We start from the raw sequence: 18,136 nt of genomic DNA, 5'->3' as shown, positions 1-18,136 counted from the left end.
TGTTAATTCATGTAAAGGGAAGGTTTAGATACCAGAATGTCAAAAATTGCAATCGTAACCGACAGTAACAGTGGCATTACACAGGCAGAAGGAGCACGTCGCGGAATCCATGTTCTGCCCATGCCTTTTATGATCGATGAAGTCACATACTATGAAGATATTGACCTGACACAGGAACAGTTCTACGAAAAATTAAAATCAGGTGCGAATATTGCCACCAGCCAGCCCTCTCCCGACAGTGTCATGAGCCTGTGGGACAAGCTTTTACAGGAATATGACGAGATCGTACACATTCCCATGAGCAGCGGTCTGTCTGGTTCCTGCCAGAGTGCCATGGCCTTTGCTACAGAGTATGATGGCAGAGTCCAGGTCGTGAACAATCAGAGAATCTCCGTCACCCAGCGTCAGTCCGCACTGGATGCCCTGCAGCTTGCAACAGCCGGTAAAAATGCGGCAGAGATCAAAGAATTTCTGGAAAACGATAAATTCAACAGCAGTATCTATATCATGCTTGACACCCTGTATTACCTAAAAAAAGGTGGGCGGATCACTCCAGCGGCTGCAGCTATCGGCACCATGCTTCGTTTGAAGCCGGTACTGACCATTCAGGGTGAAAAACTGGATGCCTTCGCAAAGGCCAGAACCACCTCACAGGGCAAGACCATGATGATCAATGCTATTAAAAAGGATATCAACGAGCGTTTCGGCGGCATGACAGAGGACAAGCATATCTGGTTGCAGATTGCCTATACCCATGACCGAGCCGCAGCAGAACAGTTCCGTACCGAAGTGGAAGCGGAATTCCCCGGCTATGACATTCACATGGACCCGCTGTCCTTAAGTGTTGCCTGTCACATCGGTCCCGGTTCCCTTGCACTGGCATGCTGTAAAAAAATCAACGTGTAATTTTCAATGATTCTGTTCCTCCCGGAAAGTAGTATTCCGGGAGTTTTCATTATCTTATCTGTTTCCCCCATCCCTTGTATTTTTTACTTTTCCAAACACAAAATCTATGGTATACTTAAGACAATAATGTATTGATAAGGAGTTCCATTTCATGGCAAAAGACAATAATTATGATGCGTCAAGTATTACCGTTCTGGAAGGTCTGGAAGCGGTAAGAAAAAGACCCGGAATGTATATCGGCAGCGTCTCCACCAAGGGACTGAATCATCTGATCTACGAGATCGTTGATAACTCTGTGGACGAGCATCTGGCCGGATATTGTGATACGATAAAGGTGACACTGGAAGCCGACGGCTCCGCAACCGTGGAAGATAACGGTCGTGGTATTCCCGTGGGTATGCACGAAAAAGGGATCAGCGCGGAGCGTCTGGTATTTACGACTCTGCATGCCGGCGGTAAGTTCGACAATTCCGCATATAAGACCAGCGGCGGTCTGCACGGCGTAGGTTCCTCTGTAGTAAATGCTCTGTCTACACGACTGACAGTAAGAGTCAAGACCGGTGGCTGTATTTACGAAGACCGCTATGAACGCGGGAATCCCGTTCTGGATCTGGTAGACGGTTTGCTTCCCATCGTAGGTAAGACAAGGGAGACCGGTACCACCATTAACTTTCTGCCGGACGATACTATCTTCGATAAAACACGTTTCAAGGAAGATGAAGTAAAGAGTCGTCTTCATGAGACCGCTTATCTGAATCCGAAGCTTACGATCATTTTTGAAGATAAGAGAAAAGAAGAACCTGAAAAAGTCACGTTCCATGAACCGGAAGGAATCATTGGTTTTATCAAAGACATGAACCGTTCCAAAGAGACGGTTCATGATGTGATCTATTTCTCCGGTGAGAGTGACGGGATCTCTGTGGAAGTGGCATTTCAGTATGTAAATGAATTCCATGAAAATGTCCTGGGTTTTTGTAACAATATTTACAACTCCGAGGGCGGTACCCACCTGACGGGTTTCAAGACCCAGTTCACCAATGTGATCAATACCTATGCCCGTGAGTTGAACATTTTAAAAGAAAAAGATGCCAACTTTACCGGTGCGGATGTTCGTAACGGTATGACTGCCGTCGTATCCATCAAACATCCGGATCCCCGGTTCGAAGGACAGACCAAGACCAAGCTGGACAACCAGGATGCCGCAAAAGTTGTGGCAAAAGTAACCGGAGAAGAAATCATAAGATTTTTTGACCGTAATTTAGAGACCCTGAAAAGCATTATCGGCTGTGCGGAAAAGGCAGCCAAGATCCGTAAGACCGAGGAAAAGGCAAAGACCAATATGCTGACAAAGCAGAAGTTCTCCTTTGATTCCAACGGAAAACTGGCAAACTGTGAGTCCAGAGATCCTTCCAAATGTGAGATCTTCATCGTAGAGGGTGATTCTGCGGGCGGCAGTGCCAAGACAGCGAGAAATCGTATGTATCAGGCGATCCTGCCTATCCGCGGTAAGATCCTGAACGTGGAGAAAGCCAGCATCGATAAGGTTCTGGCAAATGCAGAGATCAAGACCATGATCAACGCATTCGGCTGCGGATTTTCCGAGGGTTACGGCAATGATTTTGATATTACCAAGCTGCGCTATGACAAGATCATTATCATGGCGGATGCCGATGTGGATGGTGCCCATATTTCCACATTACTGCTTACCTTATTTTACCGTTTCATGCCTGACCTGATCTTCGAAGGGCATGTGTACATAGCAATGCCTCCCTTATATAAAGCAATGCCCTCCAAGGGAGAAGAAAAATATCTATACGATGACAAGGCACTGGAAAAATACCGTAAGACCCACAAGGGACCCTTTACCTTACAGCGATACAAAGGTCTGGGTGAGATGGATGCCGAACAGTTGTGGGAGACCACACTGGATCCGGAACGCAGACTGTTAAAATTAGTAGAGATCGAGGATGCACGCATGGCTTCCGAGATGACAGAGCTTCTCATGGGTACGGATGTACCACCCAGAAAAGCCTTTATTTACGATCACGCTACAGATGCGGAATTAGACATCTAGTATTATAAGATCCTGAAATGTAATGTCAGAAAGACGAGGACCAGAAATGGACGACAGCAGAATTATAAAAACAGAATACTCCGAGGAGATGCAGAAATCCTTCATCGACTATGCCATGAGCGTTATCATCGCCAGAGCCCTGCCGGATGTCAGAGACGGTCTGAAGCCGGTACAGAGAAGAACTCTCTACGATATGCACGAGCTGGGGATCCGCTATGACCGTCCCTACCGTAAAAGTGCCCGTATCGTAGGTGATACCATGGGTAAATATCATCCCCACGGCGACAGTTCCATCTATGAGGCACTGGTAGTCATGAGCCAGGATTTCAAAAAAGGCATGCCTCTGATCGACGGTCACGGCAACTTCGGCAACATCGAAGGAGACGGAGCCGCTGCCATGCGTTATACCGAGGCAAGACTGCAGAAAATCACCCAGGAAGCTTTTTTGGCCGACCTGGATAAGGATGTCGTAGATTTTGTACCGAATTTTGACGAAACGGAAAAGGAACCTTCCGTACTGCCCGTAAAAATTCCCAACCTTTTAGTCAACGGCTCGGAGGGTATTGCCGTAGGTATGGCGACCAGCATTCCACCTCACAATCTGGGTGAAGTTATTGATGCTGTAAAAGCGTATATGCTGAATAACGAGATCACGACAAAAGAACTGATGCGTTATCTGAAAGGACCGGATTTTCCCACAGGTGGCATCGTTATTAATAAGGATGAACTGGAAGAGATCTACGAGACCGGAACCGGTAAGATCAAGCTGCGTGGCAAGGTAGAATTCCAGAAAGGAAAAGCCGGCAAGACCAACGTGGTGATCACTGAGATTCCCTATACTATGATCGGAGCCAATATTGCAAAATTTTTATCCGATGTAGCAGCTCTGTCCGAGACCAAAAAGACCCAGGATATTGTAGATATTTCCAACCAGTCCTCCAAGGAGGGCATTCGTATCGTAATTGAATTACGTAAGGATGCAGATCCCGAGAATTTTGTAAATATGCTTTATAAAAAAACTCGTCTGGAAGATACCTTCGGTGTGAACATGCTGGCTATTGCAAACGGCAGACCGGAGACCATGGGCTTAAAACAGATCATCAAGTCGAATGTGGACTTCCAATTTGAAGTAGCCACCAGAAAATATACGAATCTGCTTGCCAAAGAAATGGAGCGCAAGGAGATTCAGGAAGGACTGATCAAGGCCTGCAATGTGATCGATCTTGTCATCGAAATCTTACGTGGCTCCAAAGATCGTGCCATGGCGAAGGCCTGTCTCGTAGAAGGCAAGGTGGACGGGATCAAGTTCAAATCCAAAGAATCGAAGATTATGGCAGCCCAGCTGATGTTTACAGAGAAACAGGCGAACGCTATCTTAGAGATGCGTCTGTATAAGCTGATTGGTCTGGAACTGGAAGCCCTGATCAACGAGCACGAAGAGACCCTGGCGAATATCTATCGCTACGAAGACATACTAGATCGCAGAGATTCCATGGCACAGGTCATCATGAATGAACTGGATGGATTCAAAAAGGAATACAGCCATCCTCGTAAGACGGTCATCGAGAACGGCCAGGAAGCTGTTTATAAAGAAAAAGAACTGGAAGAAATGGACGTGGTCTTCCTGATGGACCGTTTTGGTTACGCAAAAACCATCGACCTGTCTACTTATGAACGGAATAAAGAAGCCGCGGATGCAGAGAATAAATACGTCTTCACCTGTAAAAACACCGGACGTATATGCCTGTTTACCAATACCGGTCAGATGCATACCGTCAAGGTACTGGATCTGCCTTACGGCAAATTCCGTGACAAGGGTGTGCCTATCGATAATGTAAGTAACTTCAGTCAGGCCAAAGAAGAGCTGGTCTATATCACCAGTCAGAAGGAACTGAACTTATGTCAGGTAATTTTCGTCACTGCTGAATCCATGCTAAAAGTAGTGGACGGCGGAGAGTTTGACGTAACCAAGCGTACGGTTGCAGCCACCAAACTGGCGGAAGGAGATACCCTCGTAAGTGTAACAGCACTCACGGACCAGCGGAACATTGTGCTGCAGACAAAGGGCGGATTTTTCCTTCGTTTTGCTGTAGATGAGATTCCTGAGAAAAAGAAAGGGGCCATCGGTGTCCGCGGTATGAAATTATCCGACGGCGATCTGGTGGAAAATGTGTATTACACCAAAAACGCCGTGGAAACCACCATTGAATACAAGGGAAAAGAACTTGTCTTAAACAATCTGAAGCTCGGCAAGCGTGACAGCAAGGGAACCAAGGTCAGAGTATAGAGAAACGGAGAAGAAAACATATGAGAGTAATTGCAGGAACCGCAAGAAGTCTGCCGCTAAAGACCCCGGAGGGCATGGATACCAGACCCACAACCGACCGGATCAAAGAAACTCTTTTTAATATGCTGCAGACTTATATTCCGGACTGTGTGTTCGTGGATATTTTCAGCGGAAGCGGCGGCATTGGCATTGAAGCCTTAAGCCGCGGCGCCAGAAAAGCTTATTTTATCGAAAATGCGCCTAAAGCACTGGCATGTATCGAAGATAATCTGTCATTTACGAAAATGAAAGATCGTGCTATCGTATTAAAGCAGGATGCCTGTGCCGGGCTGACCGGCATCTACGAAAAACATGTAGATGTGATCTTCATGGATCCACCCTACGATCAGGAGCAGGAACGCAGAGTTCTGGAACAGTTGCGTTATGCAAAATATGTATCAGAGGAAACACTGATCCTCGTGGAGGCCTCTCTGCATACGGAGTTTTCTTATGTAGAGGAGCTTGGGTTTGAAGTAACCCGTGAAAAAAAATACAAAACCAACAAGCATGTATTTCTTCGCAGGAAATAAATGCAGAACGGAGATTTTATGAAAAGGGCTGTTTATACCGGAAGCTTTGATCCTATTACCAACGGACATATGGATATCATCCGCCGGGCCTCGGAAATATTTGATGTTTTAATTGTCAGTGTTTTGAATAATAAAGAAAAGACACCGTTGTTTTCTGTAGAGGAACGTGTTAAGATACTAGAAGAAGCCACAAAAGATCTGTCTAATGTGCAGATTGACAGTTTCAGCGGCCTATTAGTAGATTATGCACAGGAAAAGGATCTGCATGTCATTGTGCGGGGGTTGCGTGCCATTACAGATTTTGAGTACGAACTGCAGATGGCCCAGACCAACCGGATGCTTTCCCACGGCAAAATCGATACCGTTTTTTTAACAACCAGTCTGGAATACGCTTATTTAAGTTCCTCTGCCATCAAGCAGATTGCAAGCTTTGACGGAGACATCACACCCTGTGTTCCGGATTTTGTAGCTGATCTGATTTACGAAAAATATCGTCAGAAAAAGCTTTCAGACAATCGCAATGTGTAAATAAGGAGAGTTTCATGAGCAGTCGAATCGAACAATTAATTGACGAAATAGAAGATTATATCGAGAGTTGTAAGCCTAAGTTCATGTCCAGTACCGAGATCATTGTTAATAAGGATGAAATCGATGAATTGTTGCGGGAACTGCGCATGAAGACACCGGATGAGATCAAACGTTATCAGAAGATCATCAGCAACAAAGAGGCAATTCTGAACGATGCCAAGGCCAAGGCAGAAGCTCTGATCAATGAAGCAACCGTTCATACCAACGAACTGATCAATGAACATGAAATTATGCAGCAGGCATATGCCCAGGCCAACGAGGTGGTCACCATGGCCAGTAAACAGGCACAGGAGATTTTGGACAATGCCACCATTGAAGCCAATGAATTAAAATCCCAGGCAATGCAGTATATGGATGATATGCTGGCTCATCTGGAAAATATCATATCCGCTTCCACACAGCAGGCCAGTGCCAATTATGATACCCTGATCGGCAATCTGAATCAGTATCGGGATATTATCCAGTCTAACCGCAGTGAACTCCATCCGGTAGATGAAGACTTAGAGGGTATAGACAACGCTGACGAGGCCAGTGATGATTTAAATGTAATGTAATCATAAAACCAGTTTTCTGCCGAAAGCTGGTTTTTTAAAAATAAAGGAATTGACATAATGAAAGTTAGTAAAAAACAAAAAAGGCTGTTTGTCAGGACAATGATCTGTACGGTCAGTCTTGTCACAGCCTGTTTTTTTTGCAGTTCGCTGGAAGCTGCTGCGGCTCCGAGAGCACAGGAGACCGGAGAGAGGGTTACCATTGTCATCGATCCCGGACACGGTGGTGAAAATGAAGGAACCCTGGAAGGCATTGTCCAGGAGAAGAAAATGTCCATGGTTACCGCCATGGCAATGTATGAAGAATTACTGAAATATGATAATGTGGATGTCTACCTGACCCATACGGAAGATGTCAATCTTTCTCTGGCAGACCGGGCACAGTTCGCTGCAGAGCGGAATGCGGATTTTTTATTCAGTATTCATTACAATGCATCCGTGGATCATGACCTGTTCGGTTCCGAAGTATGGATCTCTTCCGTACAGCCATACAATGCCTACGGCTATCAATTCGGCTGGGAACAGATGCAGCAGATGAAAGATATGGGACTGTTCCTCCGCGGCGTCAAGACAAAATTAAAAAATAATGGAGACGATTATTACGGAATCATCCGGGAGTGCACCGCCCGATCAATTCCTTCCGCTATCATTGAGCACTGTCATGTCGACGAAAGTCGTGATACCCCTTATTGCCAGACCGAAGAGGATTGGAAACGTTTCGGCAGAGAGGATGCATTATCCGTTGCCAGATATTTTGGATTATCCAGCACAAGTCTGGGGGTAGATTACAGCAATGAAGCGAATAATCTTCCAGAAGTATCTCTGCAATCCATTCTTCCCGCTACGATCCGTGATCAGACCGAACCGGATGTCTGTGTACTGACATTGCAAAACGCGGATTACGACACCGGAGAAGTCACATTGGAAGTGACCGCGACGGACTACGATTGTCCCATGATGTATTATGATTACAGTACCGATGGAGGGAAGACTTATTCCGAACTGATCCCCTGGCCGGATCTGGATATCATGGTCGGCACTTATCCAGATACTTTTACCTTTTCCCTGTCCTTCACTAAGGGAGAAACCCCGGTAATCACGGTGCGTGGATATAACCAGGCGGATCTGTTTACCGAAAGTGAACCGATTACTTTTGCCAAGCCTTTTGTCGATCAAGAGAAGGCTGCGGAAGAAGCAAGACAGGAAAGCCTGGCTGCAGAAGAGGCAGCGGCTTCCCGCATATCGGAAACCCAGGTGACCGACGCTTATGGTTCTGTGATCACCATGGCTGATTTAGCCGGGAATACAGGATCATCCTCTGAAGGCAAAAAGGAAGTAAATTTCGGAGTGTTTCTGGTCATATGTATCGTTCTGGTGGTATTACTTCTGATGGTCTTTCTACTGTATCAGATCCAACAGAGCAGGCACCGGAAACGTAGACGGAAGGCTCAGCGCAGAAATGTGTCCGGGCGCAACAGGAACCATCCCAGATAATAAAGTGCTGTAAGTCCGGTAAGAAACAGTTTATGAAAAAAATATCCGGTCAGAGATAAACCGGTATTTCGGATACAGCTTCCGGTCTGGGCCAGGCAGCAAAGTCCTCCGGCAGGTAGCAGCAATAACGTATAAAGAGGCCATCGATCCCCCAATATGCTTAACCCTCCGCTGATCTCCAAAAGCGGAGCACAGACACGACCATCCGGAAGAAAGATCCCCGGCAGCAGATTCAGCAGATTGAAGAAGATCATATAACCTCCCAGCTGTAAAATATTTCTGCCGGCAGCATACACTGCTTCATCCAATGCTTCCAACAACGGCATAACAGGTGTTCCACCGGCTGACACTGTGAAAATTGTCTGTGACATCGAAATTTTCCTGCGATATACTGTATAACGCAGAAGGATACCGTACCCCAGTGGAATACCATACATTCCGAATAAATAGGGCAGTATTGATTCCCGGTGCAGCAAAGGCAGAACAAATCCAAGAAAATATACCGGTCCAAGATTGTTACAGAAGGACAGCAGATATTGTCCTTCCGTTACAGAAAGTTCCTGTCTGTCGCGAAAATCAGCAATGGTACGGGCTCCCATGGGAAATCCGCACAGAAATCCCATCAGGATCACATAGGTTCCAGGTCTGGACAGACGAAATATTTTTTCAAACAAAGGTTGTACCGGTCGGATCAGACTGTTTACCAGTCCCATGCGGATCAATGTTCCCGACAGGATCATAAACGGAAGAAGCACCGGCACCATTTTTTCATACCAAAGTTCCAGGCCCAAGGCAGCATATGCAAGGCTTAAGGAAGAATGTGTCAGGATGCAGCAGGTCATTACAACAAAAAAACAGATTCCGGATATTTTTTTCATAGCAGACTGCCTTGCAGAGTTTGTATACTATATGCCGGAAAAAGAATTTTAAGTCTTAAGAAAGAGATCAGTGTCCATGCGATTGGATAAATTTTTATGTGATAATAATATAGGCACCAGAAGCCAGGTAAAGGAATACATCAAAAAGGGACAAGTGGCGATAAACGGTCAGATGGTCAAAAAGCCGGAGACAAAGGTCAATGAAGATACCGACATTGTCATTTGTCAGGGGAAAGAAATCCATTATCAAAAATATGTCTATTACATGTTAAATAAACCGGAGGGTGTCGTATCCGCCACCAATGACAATACTGCACCCACCGTGGTAAGTCTCTTGGCGGTACCGGAGCAGAAGGAGCTGTTCCCGGTAGGACGTCTGGATAAAGATACTACCGGGTTGTTGCTCTTAACCAATGACGGTGCTCTGGCCCATGATCTGTTGTCGCCGAAAAAGCATGTGGATAAAACATATCGTGTAAGGCCGGGGAAGCCGCTTTCCGCAGAAGATATCCACCGTCTGGAATCCGGTCTTGAAATCGGAGACGACAAACCGACGTCTCCGGCGAAGGCCGTACTTACCGAAGACGGAGACCTGTTGCTGACCATTCACGAGGGTCGCTTCCATCAGGTAAAACGCATGTTGCAGGCCATAGGTAATCAGGTACTTACTTTAGAGCGTATCCGTTTCGGCTCGCTGTCCCTGGATCCTGCTCTTTCCAGAGGAGATTACCGGGCGTTGACTGAAGAAGAAATCAAACACTTACGAATAAAGGAGTAAATTTTAATGCAATTCAAAAGAATGTTTTCCACAGATGCCTACAAAGGGACTAGCGGATATCTCCGCACCCAGAAAAATTATGAAATTTTACGAACGGTGCTTTATTTTGCCATTTCCCTGTCTCTGTTTATTGCCGGATGGGTCACTACCGGCAGTCGGGAGAATCTTCTGACCATCGTAGCGGTACTGGGATGTCTTCCGGCATGCAAAAGTCTGGTGGAGATGTTTATGTTCTTACGCTATAAGGGATGTAACGAACAGGATGCTGCGCAGATTGCCGCACATACCGACGGCCTTACCGGACTCTATGATATGGTGTTTACCTCCTATGAGAAAAATTATGTGATTCATCACATGACCATCTGCGGCAACACTCTCTGCGGATACACGTCCGATCCGAAGTTCGCAGAACAGGCTTTTTATAAACACATTCAGGATATCCTGAAAAAGGATAATTACAGAGAAGTCACTGTGAAAATTTTTCATGATCTTGACAAGTATCTGAAGAGATGTGAACAGTTAAAAGACCTTCCCGCACAGCCGGAACTGACAGACGGGATCTGTCAGACATTAAAAAGCGTATCTCTGTAAAATACTTTTGAAAAGAGGGATTTTTATGCAGCAACTCACCATTGGTAAAAATCAGGCTGGTCAACGTCTGGACAAATTTCTGAAAAAAGCATTTCCAAACGCCGGTACCGGATTTTTATATAAGATGTTACGCAAAAAAAATATTACATTGAATGGGAAAAAAGCAGAAGGAAAAGAAATTCTTGCCCAGGGAGACGAGATAAAATGCTTTTTCTCGGAGGAAACGTTTGCCTCGCTGTCCGGCGCCGAGAATAGAGAAACCACTTCTGACTACCGTAAAGCTTACCGTTCCCTAAAGGATATCAGTGTTCTCTATGAGGATGAAGATATTCTGTTGCTGAATAAACCCGCCGGGGTTCTGACGCAGAAGGCGAAACCGGAGGATCTATCCCTGAATGAATGGCTGATCGGACATCTGCTGGCTACGGATGCCATCACTGAGGCCGATCTCGCCACTTTTCATCCATCCGTCTGTAACCGCCTGGACCGCAATACCAGCGGAATCGTATTATGTGGTAAGACGTTATCCGGTTCCCAGGCTCTCAGCCGTATCATCAAGGATCGTACGGTAAAAAAATATTATCAGACAATCTGCAAGGGCAAAATTGTACAGGAGAGTACCCTGGAGGGTTATCTGTATAAAGAGGAAAGTACCAATACCGTAAAGGTTTATGCTGATCCGTCGGAGGCTCCCGCTGAGGCTTCCTATATCCGTACCATTTATATGCCAAATGCCGTGGCAGGAGATTTCACGCTGTTAACCGTAGAACTGGTCACCGGCAAGACACACCAGATCCGTGCCCACCTGGCCGGCACCGGACATCCGTTGTTAGGAGATACCAAATACGGAGACAACAAATTAAACAGGAGAATGCAGTCGGAATATTCTCTGCATCATCAGCTTCTGCATGCCGGAAGGATCTGTTTTCCGAAAGAGGCAGAAGGACCTCTTGCCAAAGTAAGCGGACAGACTTTTACCGCACCACTTCCCCATAAATTTGCAGAAATCTTACAGGCTCTGAATCTGGCTCCTGACAGTGCCTGTTAGAAAGGAGTCCTAAAAAATGGCAACATGGAATACGAGAGGACTCCGGGGATCCACACTGGAAGACATGGTCAACCGTACCAATGAAAAATACGCGGAGGCCGGACTGGCGTTGATACAGAAGATTCCTACTCCCATTACCCCCATCAAAATGGATAAAAACAGCCGGCAGATCACACTGGCTTTTTTCGAACAGAAGAGTACCGTAGACTACATCGGTGCCGTGCAGGGAATCCCTGTATGCTTTGATGCCAAGGAATGTGCCGTGGATACTTTTTCCCTGCAGAATATTCATCCTCACCAAGTAGAATTTATGCGACAGTTTGAAAAACAGGGTGGCATTGCTTTTTTCCTGATTTTCTACAGTCATAAGGACCTGTTATACTATCTGCCTTATGAAATGCTCCGGTTTTTCTGGGATAGAGCACAGGAAGGCGGTCGGAAAAGCTTTCGGTTCGAAGAATTAAATCCGGAATATGTTCTTCCGAAGCATCAGGGAATTCTGGTTCCCTATCTGGACATTTTGAAAAAAGATCTGGAAGATCGGGAAGAATAAATTTCTTGACATCAGAGAAGCCACCTAGTATACTACAAATAGTTTCACGTACTACTATGGTAGCACGTTAGCTTACTAAAGTATATAAAAGCATATAAAGCAGAGGATGTTATTATGAACAACAGACTTTTACATACCCCGGAAGGTGTCCGGGATATTTACGGAAAAGAATATGCCAGGAAACTGGCTGTGGAGCAGAAGCTGCAGAATGCTATTCATTGTTTTGGATATGAAGATATTCAGACACCCTCCATTGAATTTTTCGATGTATTTTCCAAGGAGATCGGAACCACGCCCAGCAAGGAGCTTTATAAGTTTTTTGACAAGGAAGGAAATACATTAGTGCTGAGACCGGACTTTACCCCGTCCATTGCCCGTTGTGCAGCCAAATATTTCATGGAAGAGAAGGTTCCTCTTCGCTTCAGTTATAACGGCAATACTTTTACCAACACATCCAATCTACAGGGTAAATTAAAAGAAGTGACCCAGATGGGAGCGGAACTCATCGGTGATCCTTCGGTGGAGGCAGATGCGGAAGTCATCAGTATGGTGATCGAAGCGCTGAAGAGCACAGGACTGACAAGATTTCAGGTAACCATAGGAGAAGTGGACTATTTCCGTGGCCTCTGTGAAGAAGCAGGTCTGGATGAAGATACGGAAAAAGAACTCCGTTCCTGCATCTCCGGCAAGAATTTTTTCGCTGCGCAGGAACTGCTGGAACAGAAGCAGATTCCGGAACCTTATCACAGCATTTTATTAAAGCTGGCGGATATGTTTGAAAACATAGAATCTCTGGAGGATGCCAAATCACTGGTGAAAAATGAACGTTCCTTACAGGCGATCGCAAGACTCGAGAAATTAAGAAAACGCCTGGAGCAATACGGTGTAGCGGAATATATTACCTTTGATCTCGGAATGCTGAGCAAATATCAGTATTATACCGGTGTTGTTTTTAAGGCTTATACATATGGCATCGGTGATGCCGTGGTAAAAGGCGGTCGTTATGACAACCTGCTCCGAAAGTTCGGTAAAGATACGGCAGCCATCGGTTTTGTCATCGTTATTGATGATCTGCTGGAGGCTTTATCTCGTCAGAAAGTAGTTATTGATGTTCCCGCTTCCGGCAAAATTATGTATTACCGGGCAGGAGACGAGACGGATTATCTGGTAAAGCTTGCTGCGGCTGCAAAATTACGTAAAGAAGGCATTCCCACCGTACTTTCCCCCGAAATCACCGAGAACGAGGAGGCAGACCAGTAATGAGTGAAGAAAGATATCTTACGTTTGCTCTGGGAAAGGGCAGACTTGCCAAAAAGACACTGGAACTTTTCGAGCAGATCGGTATTACCTGCGACGAAATGAAAGATAAAGACACCAGAAAGCTGATATTTGTCAATGAAGAATACAAATTGCGCTTTTTCCTGGCTAAAAGCCCCGATGTTCCCACTTATGTCGAATACGGTGCTGCGGATATCGGTGTGGTCGGTAAAGATACGATTTTGGAAGAAAATCGTAATGTTTATGAAGTCCTGGATCTTGGTTTTGGCAAATGCCGTATGTGTGTCTGCGGTCCCGCTTCCGCAGGAGAACTTTTAAAGCATCATGAGAGGATCCGGGTAGCCAGCAAATACCCTAATATCGCCAGAGAATATTTTTACAATAAAAAGCATCAGACAGTAGACATTATCAAGTTAAATGGCTCTGTGGAGTTAGGTCCTCTGGTAGAGTTATCCGATGTCATCGTGGATATTGTGGAGACCGGTTCCACCTTAAAAGAAAACGGTTTGGAAGTTTTGGAAGAGGTATGTCCTTTGTCCGCCCGCATGATCGTCAATCCGGTAAGCATGCAGATGGAAGCCGACCGTATCCGCAAACTGGTGGGGGCAATCCGCGAGCAGTTAAAAATACAGTCGTAACCAGATAAATCAGAAAATAGAGCAGATAAATCACAGCATATTGATTAGGAGAGTACCGTTATGAGAATCGTAGCATTGGATAAAGAATCAAAACAGAGTATTTTAAACGACCTCTTAAAGAGAAGCCCGAATAACTACTCTCAGTATGAGAGCACCGTGAATCAGATCATTGACAGAGTTCGTGCCGAGGGTGACAAGGCTTTATTCGATTATACCCTGCAGTTCGATAAGTTTACTTTAACCGCAGAAAACATTCGCGTCACGAAAGAAGAGATTGCGGAGGCTTATACGCAGATGGATGAAAACCTGATCGATGTGATCCGTCAATCCGCAGAGAACATCCGCGCTTTTCACCAGAAACAGCTTCGTAACAGCTGGTTCGATGCCAAGCCCGACGGCACTATCTTAGGTATGAAGATCACCGCCATTGAGAGGGCGGGTGTCTATGTTCCCGGTGGAAAAGCCGCTTATCCTTCCAGTGTATTGATGAATGTGATCCCTGCGAAAGTAGCCGGTGTAGATGAGATCATTATGACCACCCCTCCCGGAAAAGACGGTAAAGTCAATCCCGGAACTCTGGTAGCTGCTGATATCGCCGGTGTGGATACCATCTATAAGGTTGGCGGAGCACAGGCCATCGCTGCCATGGCTTTCGGCACAGAGTCTGTTCCGAAGGTAGACAAGATTACCGGCCCCGGTAATATTTTCGTAGCACTTGCCAAAAAAGCAGTGTACGGCTATGTCAGCATTGATTCCATTGCCGGCCCAAGTGAAATTCTGGTGCTGGCGGATGAGACCGCAACTCCCAGATACGTTGCGGCAGATCTTCTGTCCCAGGCAGAGCATGACGAGCTTGCAAGTGCCATCCTGATCACGACTTCTAAGGAGCTTGCCGAGAAGGTATCTGAAGAGGTGGATGGTTTTGTGAAAGTACTGGAACGTGCGCCCATTATTCAGAAATCACTGGATAACTACGGATATATATTACTGGCTGAAAGTATGGAAGATGCCATTGATGCAGCAAATGCCATTGCTTCCGAGCACCTTGAGATCATTACGAAAAATCCTTTTGACACCATGACACGTATCCGCAACGCCGGTGCCATTTTCTTAGGAGAGTATGCTTCCGAGCCTTTAGGAGATTATTTTGCAGGTCCGAACCACATCCTGCCTACCAACGGTACCGCAAGATTTTTCTCACCGGTAAATGTAGATGATTTCATCAAGAAAACCAGTATCATTTCTTATTCCAGACAGGCTCTGGAGAAAGTACATAACCAGATTGAGACCTTTGCAAAAAGCGAAGGCTTGACCGCACACGCAAACAGTATTAAAGTGAGATTTGAAGATTAGGAGATACTATGGAACGAAAAGCATCTGTGAACCGAACAACAAAAGAGACCGATATTGCCATTACCCTGAATCTGGATGGCAGCGGAAAAGCAGATCTGTCTACCGGCATCGGATTTTTTGACCATATGCTGGATGGCTTTGCGAGACACGGCTTTTTTGATCTGAACTGCAAGGTAAAGGGAGACTTACAGGTGGATGGCCACCATACGGTGGAGGACACCGGTATCGTCTTAGGCGAAGCCATCAAAAAGGCAGTGGGAGATAAGAAAGGAATCAACCGTTACGGTTATTTTATCCTGCCCATGGATGAAGTGCTTGCCTTGTGTGCCATTGACTTAAGTGGTCGCCCTTATCTTAATTTTGAATGTGAATTCACGGTGCCTAATGTAGGTGAACTGGATACCGAGCTGGTAAAAGAATTTTTCTATGCGGTGTCTTATAGTGCCGGAATGAATCTACATATCAAAATGTTGTCCTCCGGTAACAATCATCACATGATCGAGGCAATATTCAAGGCATTTGCCAAAGCACTGGATCAGGCCGTTTCCTATAATCCGAAGGTAACGGATGTATTAAGTACCAAAGGAAGTCTGTAAAAAAATACGTGCCTGTGGTCCGTACCCTGCAGGCATAGAAAACACGAGGATTACTATGATCATCAAGAAATTTGTTCCCTGTATTTATTTATATCATGAGCATGCGGTAAGAAATCTTACGGATACCACCATCGTGGATACCGACCCGGTACGTCTGGCAGATTATTATTGTGAGCACAATGCAGATGAATTGATCGTATTCGATATGTCAGAAGGAGACGCCGAGCATGAGGCAGCGTTGGACATCATTAAGGAAATCTGCGCCAAAGCGGAAGTGGATGTCATCGGTGTCGGCAATGTAAAGCGCATGGAGGACATTAAGAAATTACTTTATGCCGGATGTAAAAAAGCGGTTCTCGACTATGAGAAAGAGAGTAATATTGAGATCACGGAGGAAGTCTCCCTGAAATTTGGCAAGGAAAAGATACTGATCTCCTATAATGATCCTTCCGTTCTGGAATTACATAAAGATAAAATTGAAAAGTATGTCTCTGCCATGATCCTGATGAATCCTCACCAGATCCGGGAGACGCAGAGCATTCTGTCCCTTCCCTTTTTCGTGCAGATCAATCAGGTAGCATTAAACAAGCTGTTAGAGATCTTCGCATATGAAAATGTATGCGGTGTCACCGGTAATACCATCAATGACAATGTGAAAGAAATCGTTGCCCTGAAGGATCTGTGCCGGGAAAATGATATTCCCATTGAATCCTTCCAGGCTGCTTACAAGTGGGAAGATTTCAAGAAAAACAGTGACGGCATGGTACCTGTTATCGTGCAGGATTATCGTACCCAGGAAGTTCTGATGATGGCTTACATGAATGAGGAAGCTTATGAACAGACTCTGAAGCTTGGTAAAATGACTTACTACAGCAGAAGCCGTCAGGAATTATGGCTGAAGGGTCTCACCAGCGGACATTACCAGTATGTGAAGGAACTGGTGGCTGACTGTGATATGGACACAATCCTTGCTAAAGTATCACAGATCGGTGCTGCCTGTCATACCGGCAGCAAGAGCTGTTTCTTTAACGAGATCACAAAAAAGGATTACGAAGAAAGCAGCAACCCCTTACAGGTATTCGAGGAAGTATTCGATGTGATCAAGGATCGCAAGGTCCACCCCAAGGAGGGTTCCTATACCAATTACCTGTTCGAAAAAGGCATTGACAAGATTCTCAAGAAACTGGGCGAGGAGGCGACCGAGATTGTGATCGCTGCCAAAAATCCCAACCCCAATGAGGTCAAATATGAAATCAGCGATTTCCTGTATCATATGATGGTCCTGATGGCAGAGAAAAATGTCACCTGGGAAGAAATCACTACAGAGCTTGCAAATCGTTAACCGCATTTTCCATCCAGGTCTCGATATATGTTCCGTAATCTACCTCCGTAACGTAAGACAGCACCTGATCCATGGACAGACCGGCAAAGCTTTTATTTTCTCGATCAAGCAATATCACTGTAAGCAGTAATACTCCGGCCAGAGCAAGACGGATTCTGAAAGTCCCGGTATGAGAACTACCGGAACCACTGGATTCTTCCTGCTCCGGCCTTATTTCTGTCTGTCTGCGCATTTGCTGCAGCAGTTGTGCTGTATTCTTATCATCCAATGGTTCCAAAAATATTCCTCCCTACATGACCATGCTTTGCAGTTCATATTTATGTACCTTTTGGTACTGGCAGAACTGGTTTTTTTAAGATATAATGAAGTTCTGAATAGTTATGAGCAATTTGGGAGAGATCACGACAGAACAAACAGGAAATGAGTATCAGAAAAAATAAACTCCTGCGGGCTTGCAAAGATGAGCATCCCATTTTATACTGCTAGAGATGCGCAAAAAGCTCTCGGCATTACGGGAATGGCGGAAATCTATGAGAAAGCCAGATATTCCAGGATTCCCTGCACGGAGGAAGATGTCCGGCAGATGAAAAATAAATTGAGGTAAATATTGAT

The 18,136-nt window shown here is 45.5% G+C and carries 19 protein-coding genes; 17 read left to right on the top strand and 2 right to left on the bottom strand.

Annotated features, from left to right (window positions below; all coding sequences use genetic code 11):
• The first annotated feature begins 36 nt into the window (after nucleotides 1–36).
• From FYJ59_RS06025 to FYJ59_RS05995, 7 genes are all read left to right on the top strand, one after another.
• Entirely contained in the window at nucleotides 37–906 is an 870-nt protein-coding gene (locus FYJ59_RS06025) for a DegV family protein (protein WP_154495954.1), read from the top strand.
• Between the two features lie 151 nt (nucleotides 907–1,057).
• Entirely contained in the window at nucleotides 1,058–2,980 is a 1,923-nt protein-coding gene (locus FYJ59_RS06020; RefSeq protein WP_118547640.1) for a DNA gyrase/topoisomerase IV subunit B, read from the top strand.
• A gap of 46 nt (nucleotides 2,981–3,026) precedes the next feature.
• A complete protein-coding gene (locus FYJ59_RS06015) occupies nucleotides 3,027–5,267 on the top strand; it encodes a DNA gyrase/topoisomerase IV subunit A (protein WP_154495953.1) in 2,241 nt (746 codons plus the stop codon).
• Between the two features lie 20 nt (nucleotides 5,268–5,287).
• Nucleotides 5,288–5,836 (top strand): 16S rRNA (guanine(966)-N(2))-methyltransferase RsmD, encoded by a 549-nt coding sequence (gene rsmD / locus FYJ59_RS06010; protein WP_154495952.1) that lies wholly within the window; start codon nucleotides 5,288–5,290, stop codon nucleotides 5,834–5,836.
• Nucleotides 5,837–5,854: 18 nt separating this feature from the next.
• Nucleotides 5,855–6,364, top strand: a complete 510-nt coding sequence (gene coaD, locus FYJ59_RS06005; RefSeq protein ID WP_154496004.1) for a pantetheine-phosphate adenylyltransferase — start codon at nucleotides 5,855–5,857, stop codon at nucleotides 6,362–6,364.
• A gap of 14 nt (nucleotides 6,365–6,378) precedes the next feature.
• The gene (locus FYJ59_RS06000; RefSeq protein WP_154495951.1) at nucleotides 6,379–6,978 is read left to right on the top strand and encodes a vacuolar family H+-ATPase subunit H; all 600 of its coding nucleotides are present in this window, start codon (nucleotides 6,379–6,381) and stop codon (nucleotides 6,976–6,978) included.
• Nucleotides 6,979–7,035: 57 nt separating this feature from the next.
• On the top strand, nucleotides 7,036–8,469 hold the full coding sequence (locus FYJ59_RS05995; protein ID WP_154495950.1) for an N-acetylmuramoyl-L-alanine amidase family protein: 1,434 nt from the start codon (nucleotides 7,036–7,038) through the stop codon (nucleotides 8,467–8,469).
• On the opposite strand, the gene FYJ59_RS05990 is transcribed toward FYJ59_RS05995, so the two are convergent.
• Nucleotides 8,424–9,347, bottom strand: coding sequence for a hypothetical protein (locus tag FYJ59_RS05990; RefSeq protein ID WP_154495948.1), 924 nt, complete (start codon nucleotides 9,345–9,347; stop codon nucleotides 8,424–8,426). The two genes, FYJ59_RS05995 and FYJ59_RS05990, sit on opposite strands and share 46 nt — an antisense overlap.
• 76 nt (nucleotides 9,348–9,423) lie before the next feature.
• On the opposite strand from FYJ59_RS05990, the gene FYJ59_RS05985 reads away from it, so the two are divergent.
• From FYJ59_RS05985 to hisIE, 9 genes are all read left to right on the top strand, one after another.
• Nucleotides 9,424–10,125 carry a pseudouridine synthase gene (locus FYJ59_RS05985; RefSeq protein WP_154495946.1) on the top strand — a complete coding sequence of 234 codons (702 nt, stop codon included), beginning with the start codon at nucleotides 9,424–9,426 and terminating at the stop codon, nucleotides 10,123–10,125.
• A 6-nt stretch (nucleotides 10,126–10,131) separates the two neighbouring features.
• Complete coding sequence (locus FYJ59_RS05980) at nucleotides 10,132–10,716, top strand: hypothetical protein (RefSeq protein WP_154495944.1); 585 nt, start codon at nucleotides 10,132–10,134, stop codon at nucleotides 10,714–10,716.
• A 25-nt stretch (nucleotides 10,717–10,741) separates the two neighbouring features.
• Complete coding sequence (locus tag FYJ59_RS05975; RefSeq protein WP_154495942.1) at nucleotides 10,742–11,764, top strand: RluA family pseudouridine synthase; 1,023 nt, start codon at nucleotides 10,742–10,744, stop codon at nucleotides 11,762–11,764.
• A gap of 16 nt (nucleotides 11,765–11,780) precedes the next feature.
• Nucleotides 11,781–12,317, top strand: coding sequence for a Holliday junction resolvase RecU (locus FYJ59_RS05970; protein WP_022155057.1), 537 nt, complete (start codon nucleotides 11,781–11,783; stop codon nucleotides 12,315–12,317).
• Nucleotides 12,318–12,431: 114 nt separating this feature from the next.
• Nucleotides 12,432–13,577, top strand: a complete 1,146-nt coding sequence (hisZ, locus tag FYJ59_RS05965; RefSeq protein WP_154495940.1) for an ATP phosphoribosyltransferase regulatory subunit — start codon at nucleotides 12,432–12,434, stop codon at nucleotides 13,575–13,577.
• Nucleotides 13,577–14,233 (top strand): ATP phosphoribosyltransferase, encoded by a 657-nt coding sequence (hisG, locus tag FYJ59_RS05960; RefSeq protein ID WP_022155055.1) that lies wholly within the window; start codon nucleotides 13,577–13,579, stop codon nucleotides 14,231–14,233. Before hisZ ends, hisG begins: the two co-directional genes overlap by 1 nt.
• Nucleotides 14,234–14,293: 60 nt before the next feature.
• Complete coding sequence (gene hisD, locus FYJ59_RS05955; RefSeq protein ID WP_154495938.1) at nucleotides 14,294–15,586, top strand: histidinol dehydrogenase; 1,293 nt, start codon at nucleotides 14,294–14,296, stop codon at nucleotides 15,584–15,586.
• Between the two features lie 8 nt (nucleotides 15,587–15,594).
• Nucleotides 15,595–16,182 carry an imidazoleglycerol-phosphate dehydratase HisB gene (hisB, locus tag FYJ59_RS05950; protein ID WP_154495936.1) on the top strand — a complete coding sequence of 196 codons (588 nt, stop codon included), beginning with the start codon at nucleotides 15,595–15,597 and terminating at the stop codon, nucleotides 16,180–16,182.
• Nucleotides 16,183–16,237: 55 nt separating this feature from the next.
• Nucleotides 16,238–17,524, top strand: a complete 1,287-nt coding sequence (gene hisIE, locus FYJ59_RS05945; RefSeq protein ID WP_154495934.1) for a bifunctional phosphoribosyl-AMP cyclohydrolase/phosphoribosyl-ATP diphosphatase HisIE — start codon at nucleotides 16,238–16,240, stop codon at nucleotides 17,522–17,524.
• Here hisIE and FYJ59_RS05940 read toward each other — a convergent pair.
• Entirely contained in the window at nucleotides 17,502–17,801 is a 300-nt protein-coding gene (locus FYJ59_RS05940) for a hypothetical protein (protein ID WP_022155051.1), read from the bottom strand. The genes hisIE and FYJ59_RS05940 overlap by 23 nt on opposite strands.
• A 183-nt stretch (nucleotides 17,802–17,984) precedes the next feature.
• Here FYJ59_RS05940 and FYJ59_RS05935 point away from each other — a divergent pair, with 183 nt between their 5' ends.
• Nucleotides 17,985–18,128 carry a DUF4129 domain-containing protein gene (locus FYJ59_RS05935; protein WP_154495932.1) on the top strand — a complete coding sequence of 48 codons (144 nt, stop codon included), beginning with the start codon at nucleotides 17,985–17,987 and terminating at the stop codon, nucleotides 18,126–18,128.
• Nucleotides 18,129–18,136 lie beyond the last annotated feature (8 nt).

This window comes from Waltera intestinalis, assembly GCF_009695995.1.
Lineage (GTDB): Bacteria > Bacillota > Clostridia > Lachnospirales > Lachnospiraceae > Acetatifactor > Acetatifactor intestinalis.
Note: the sequence above shows the minus strand (reverse complement) of the source record. Positions and strands in the feature narration are given on the sequence as shown.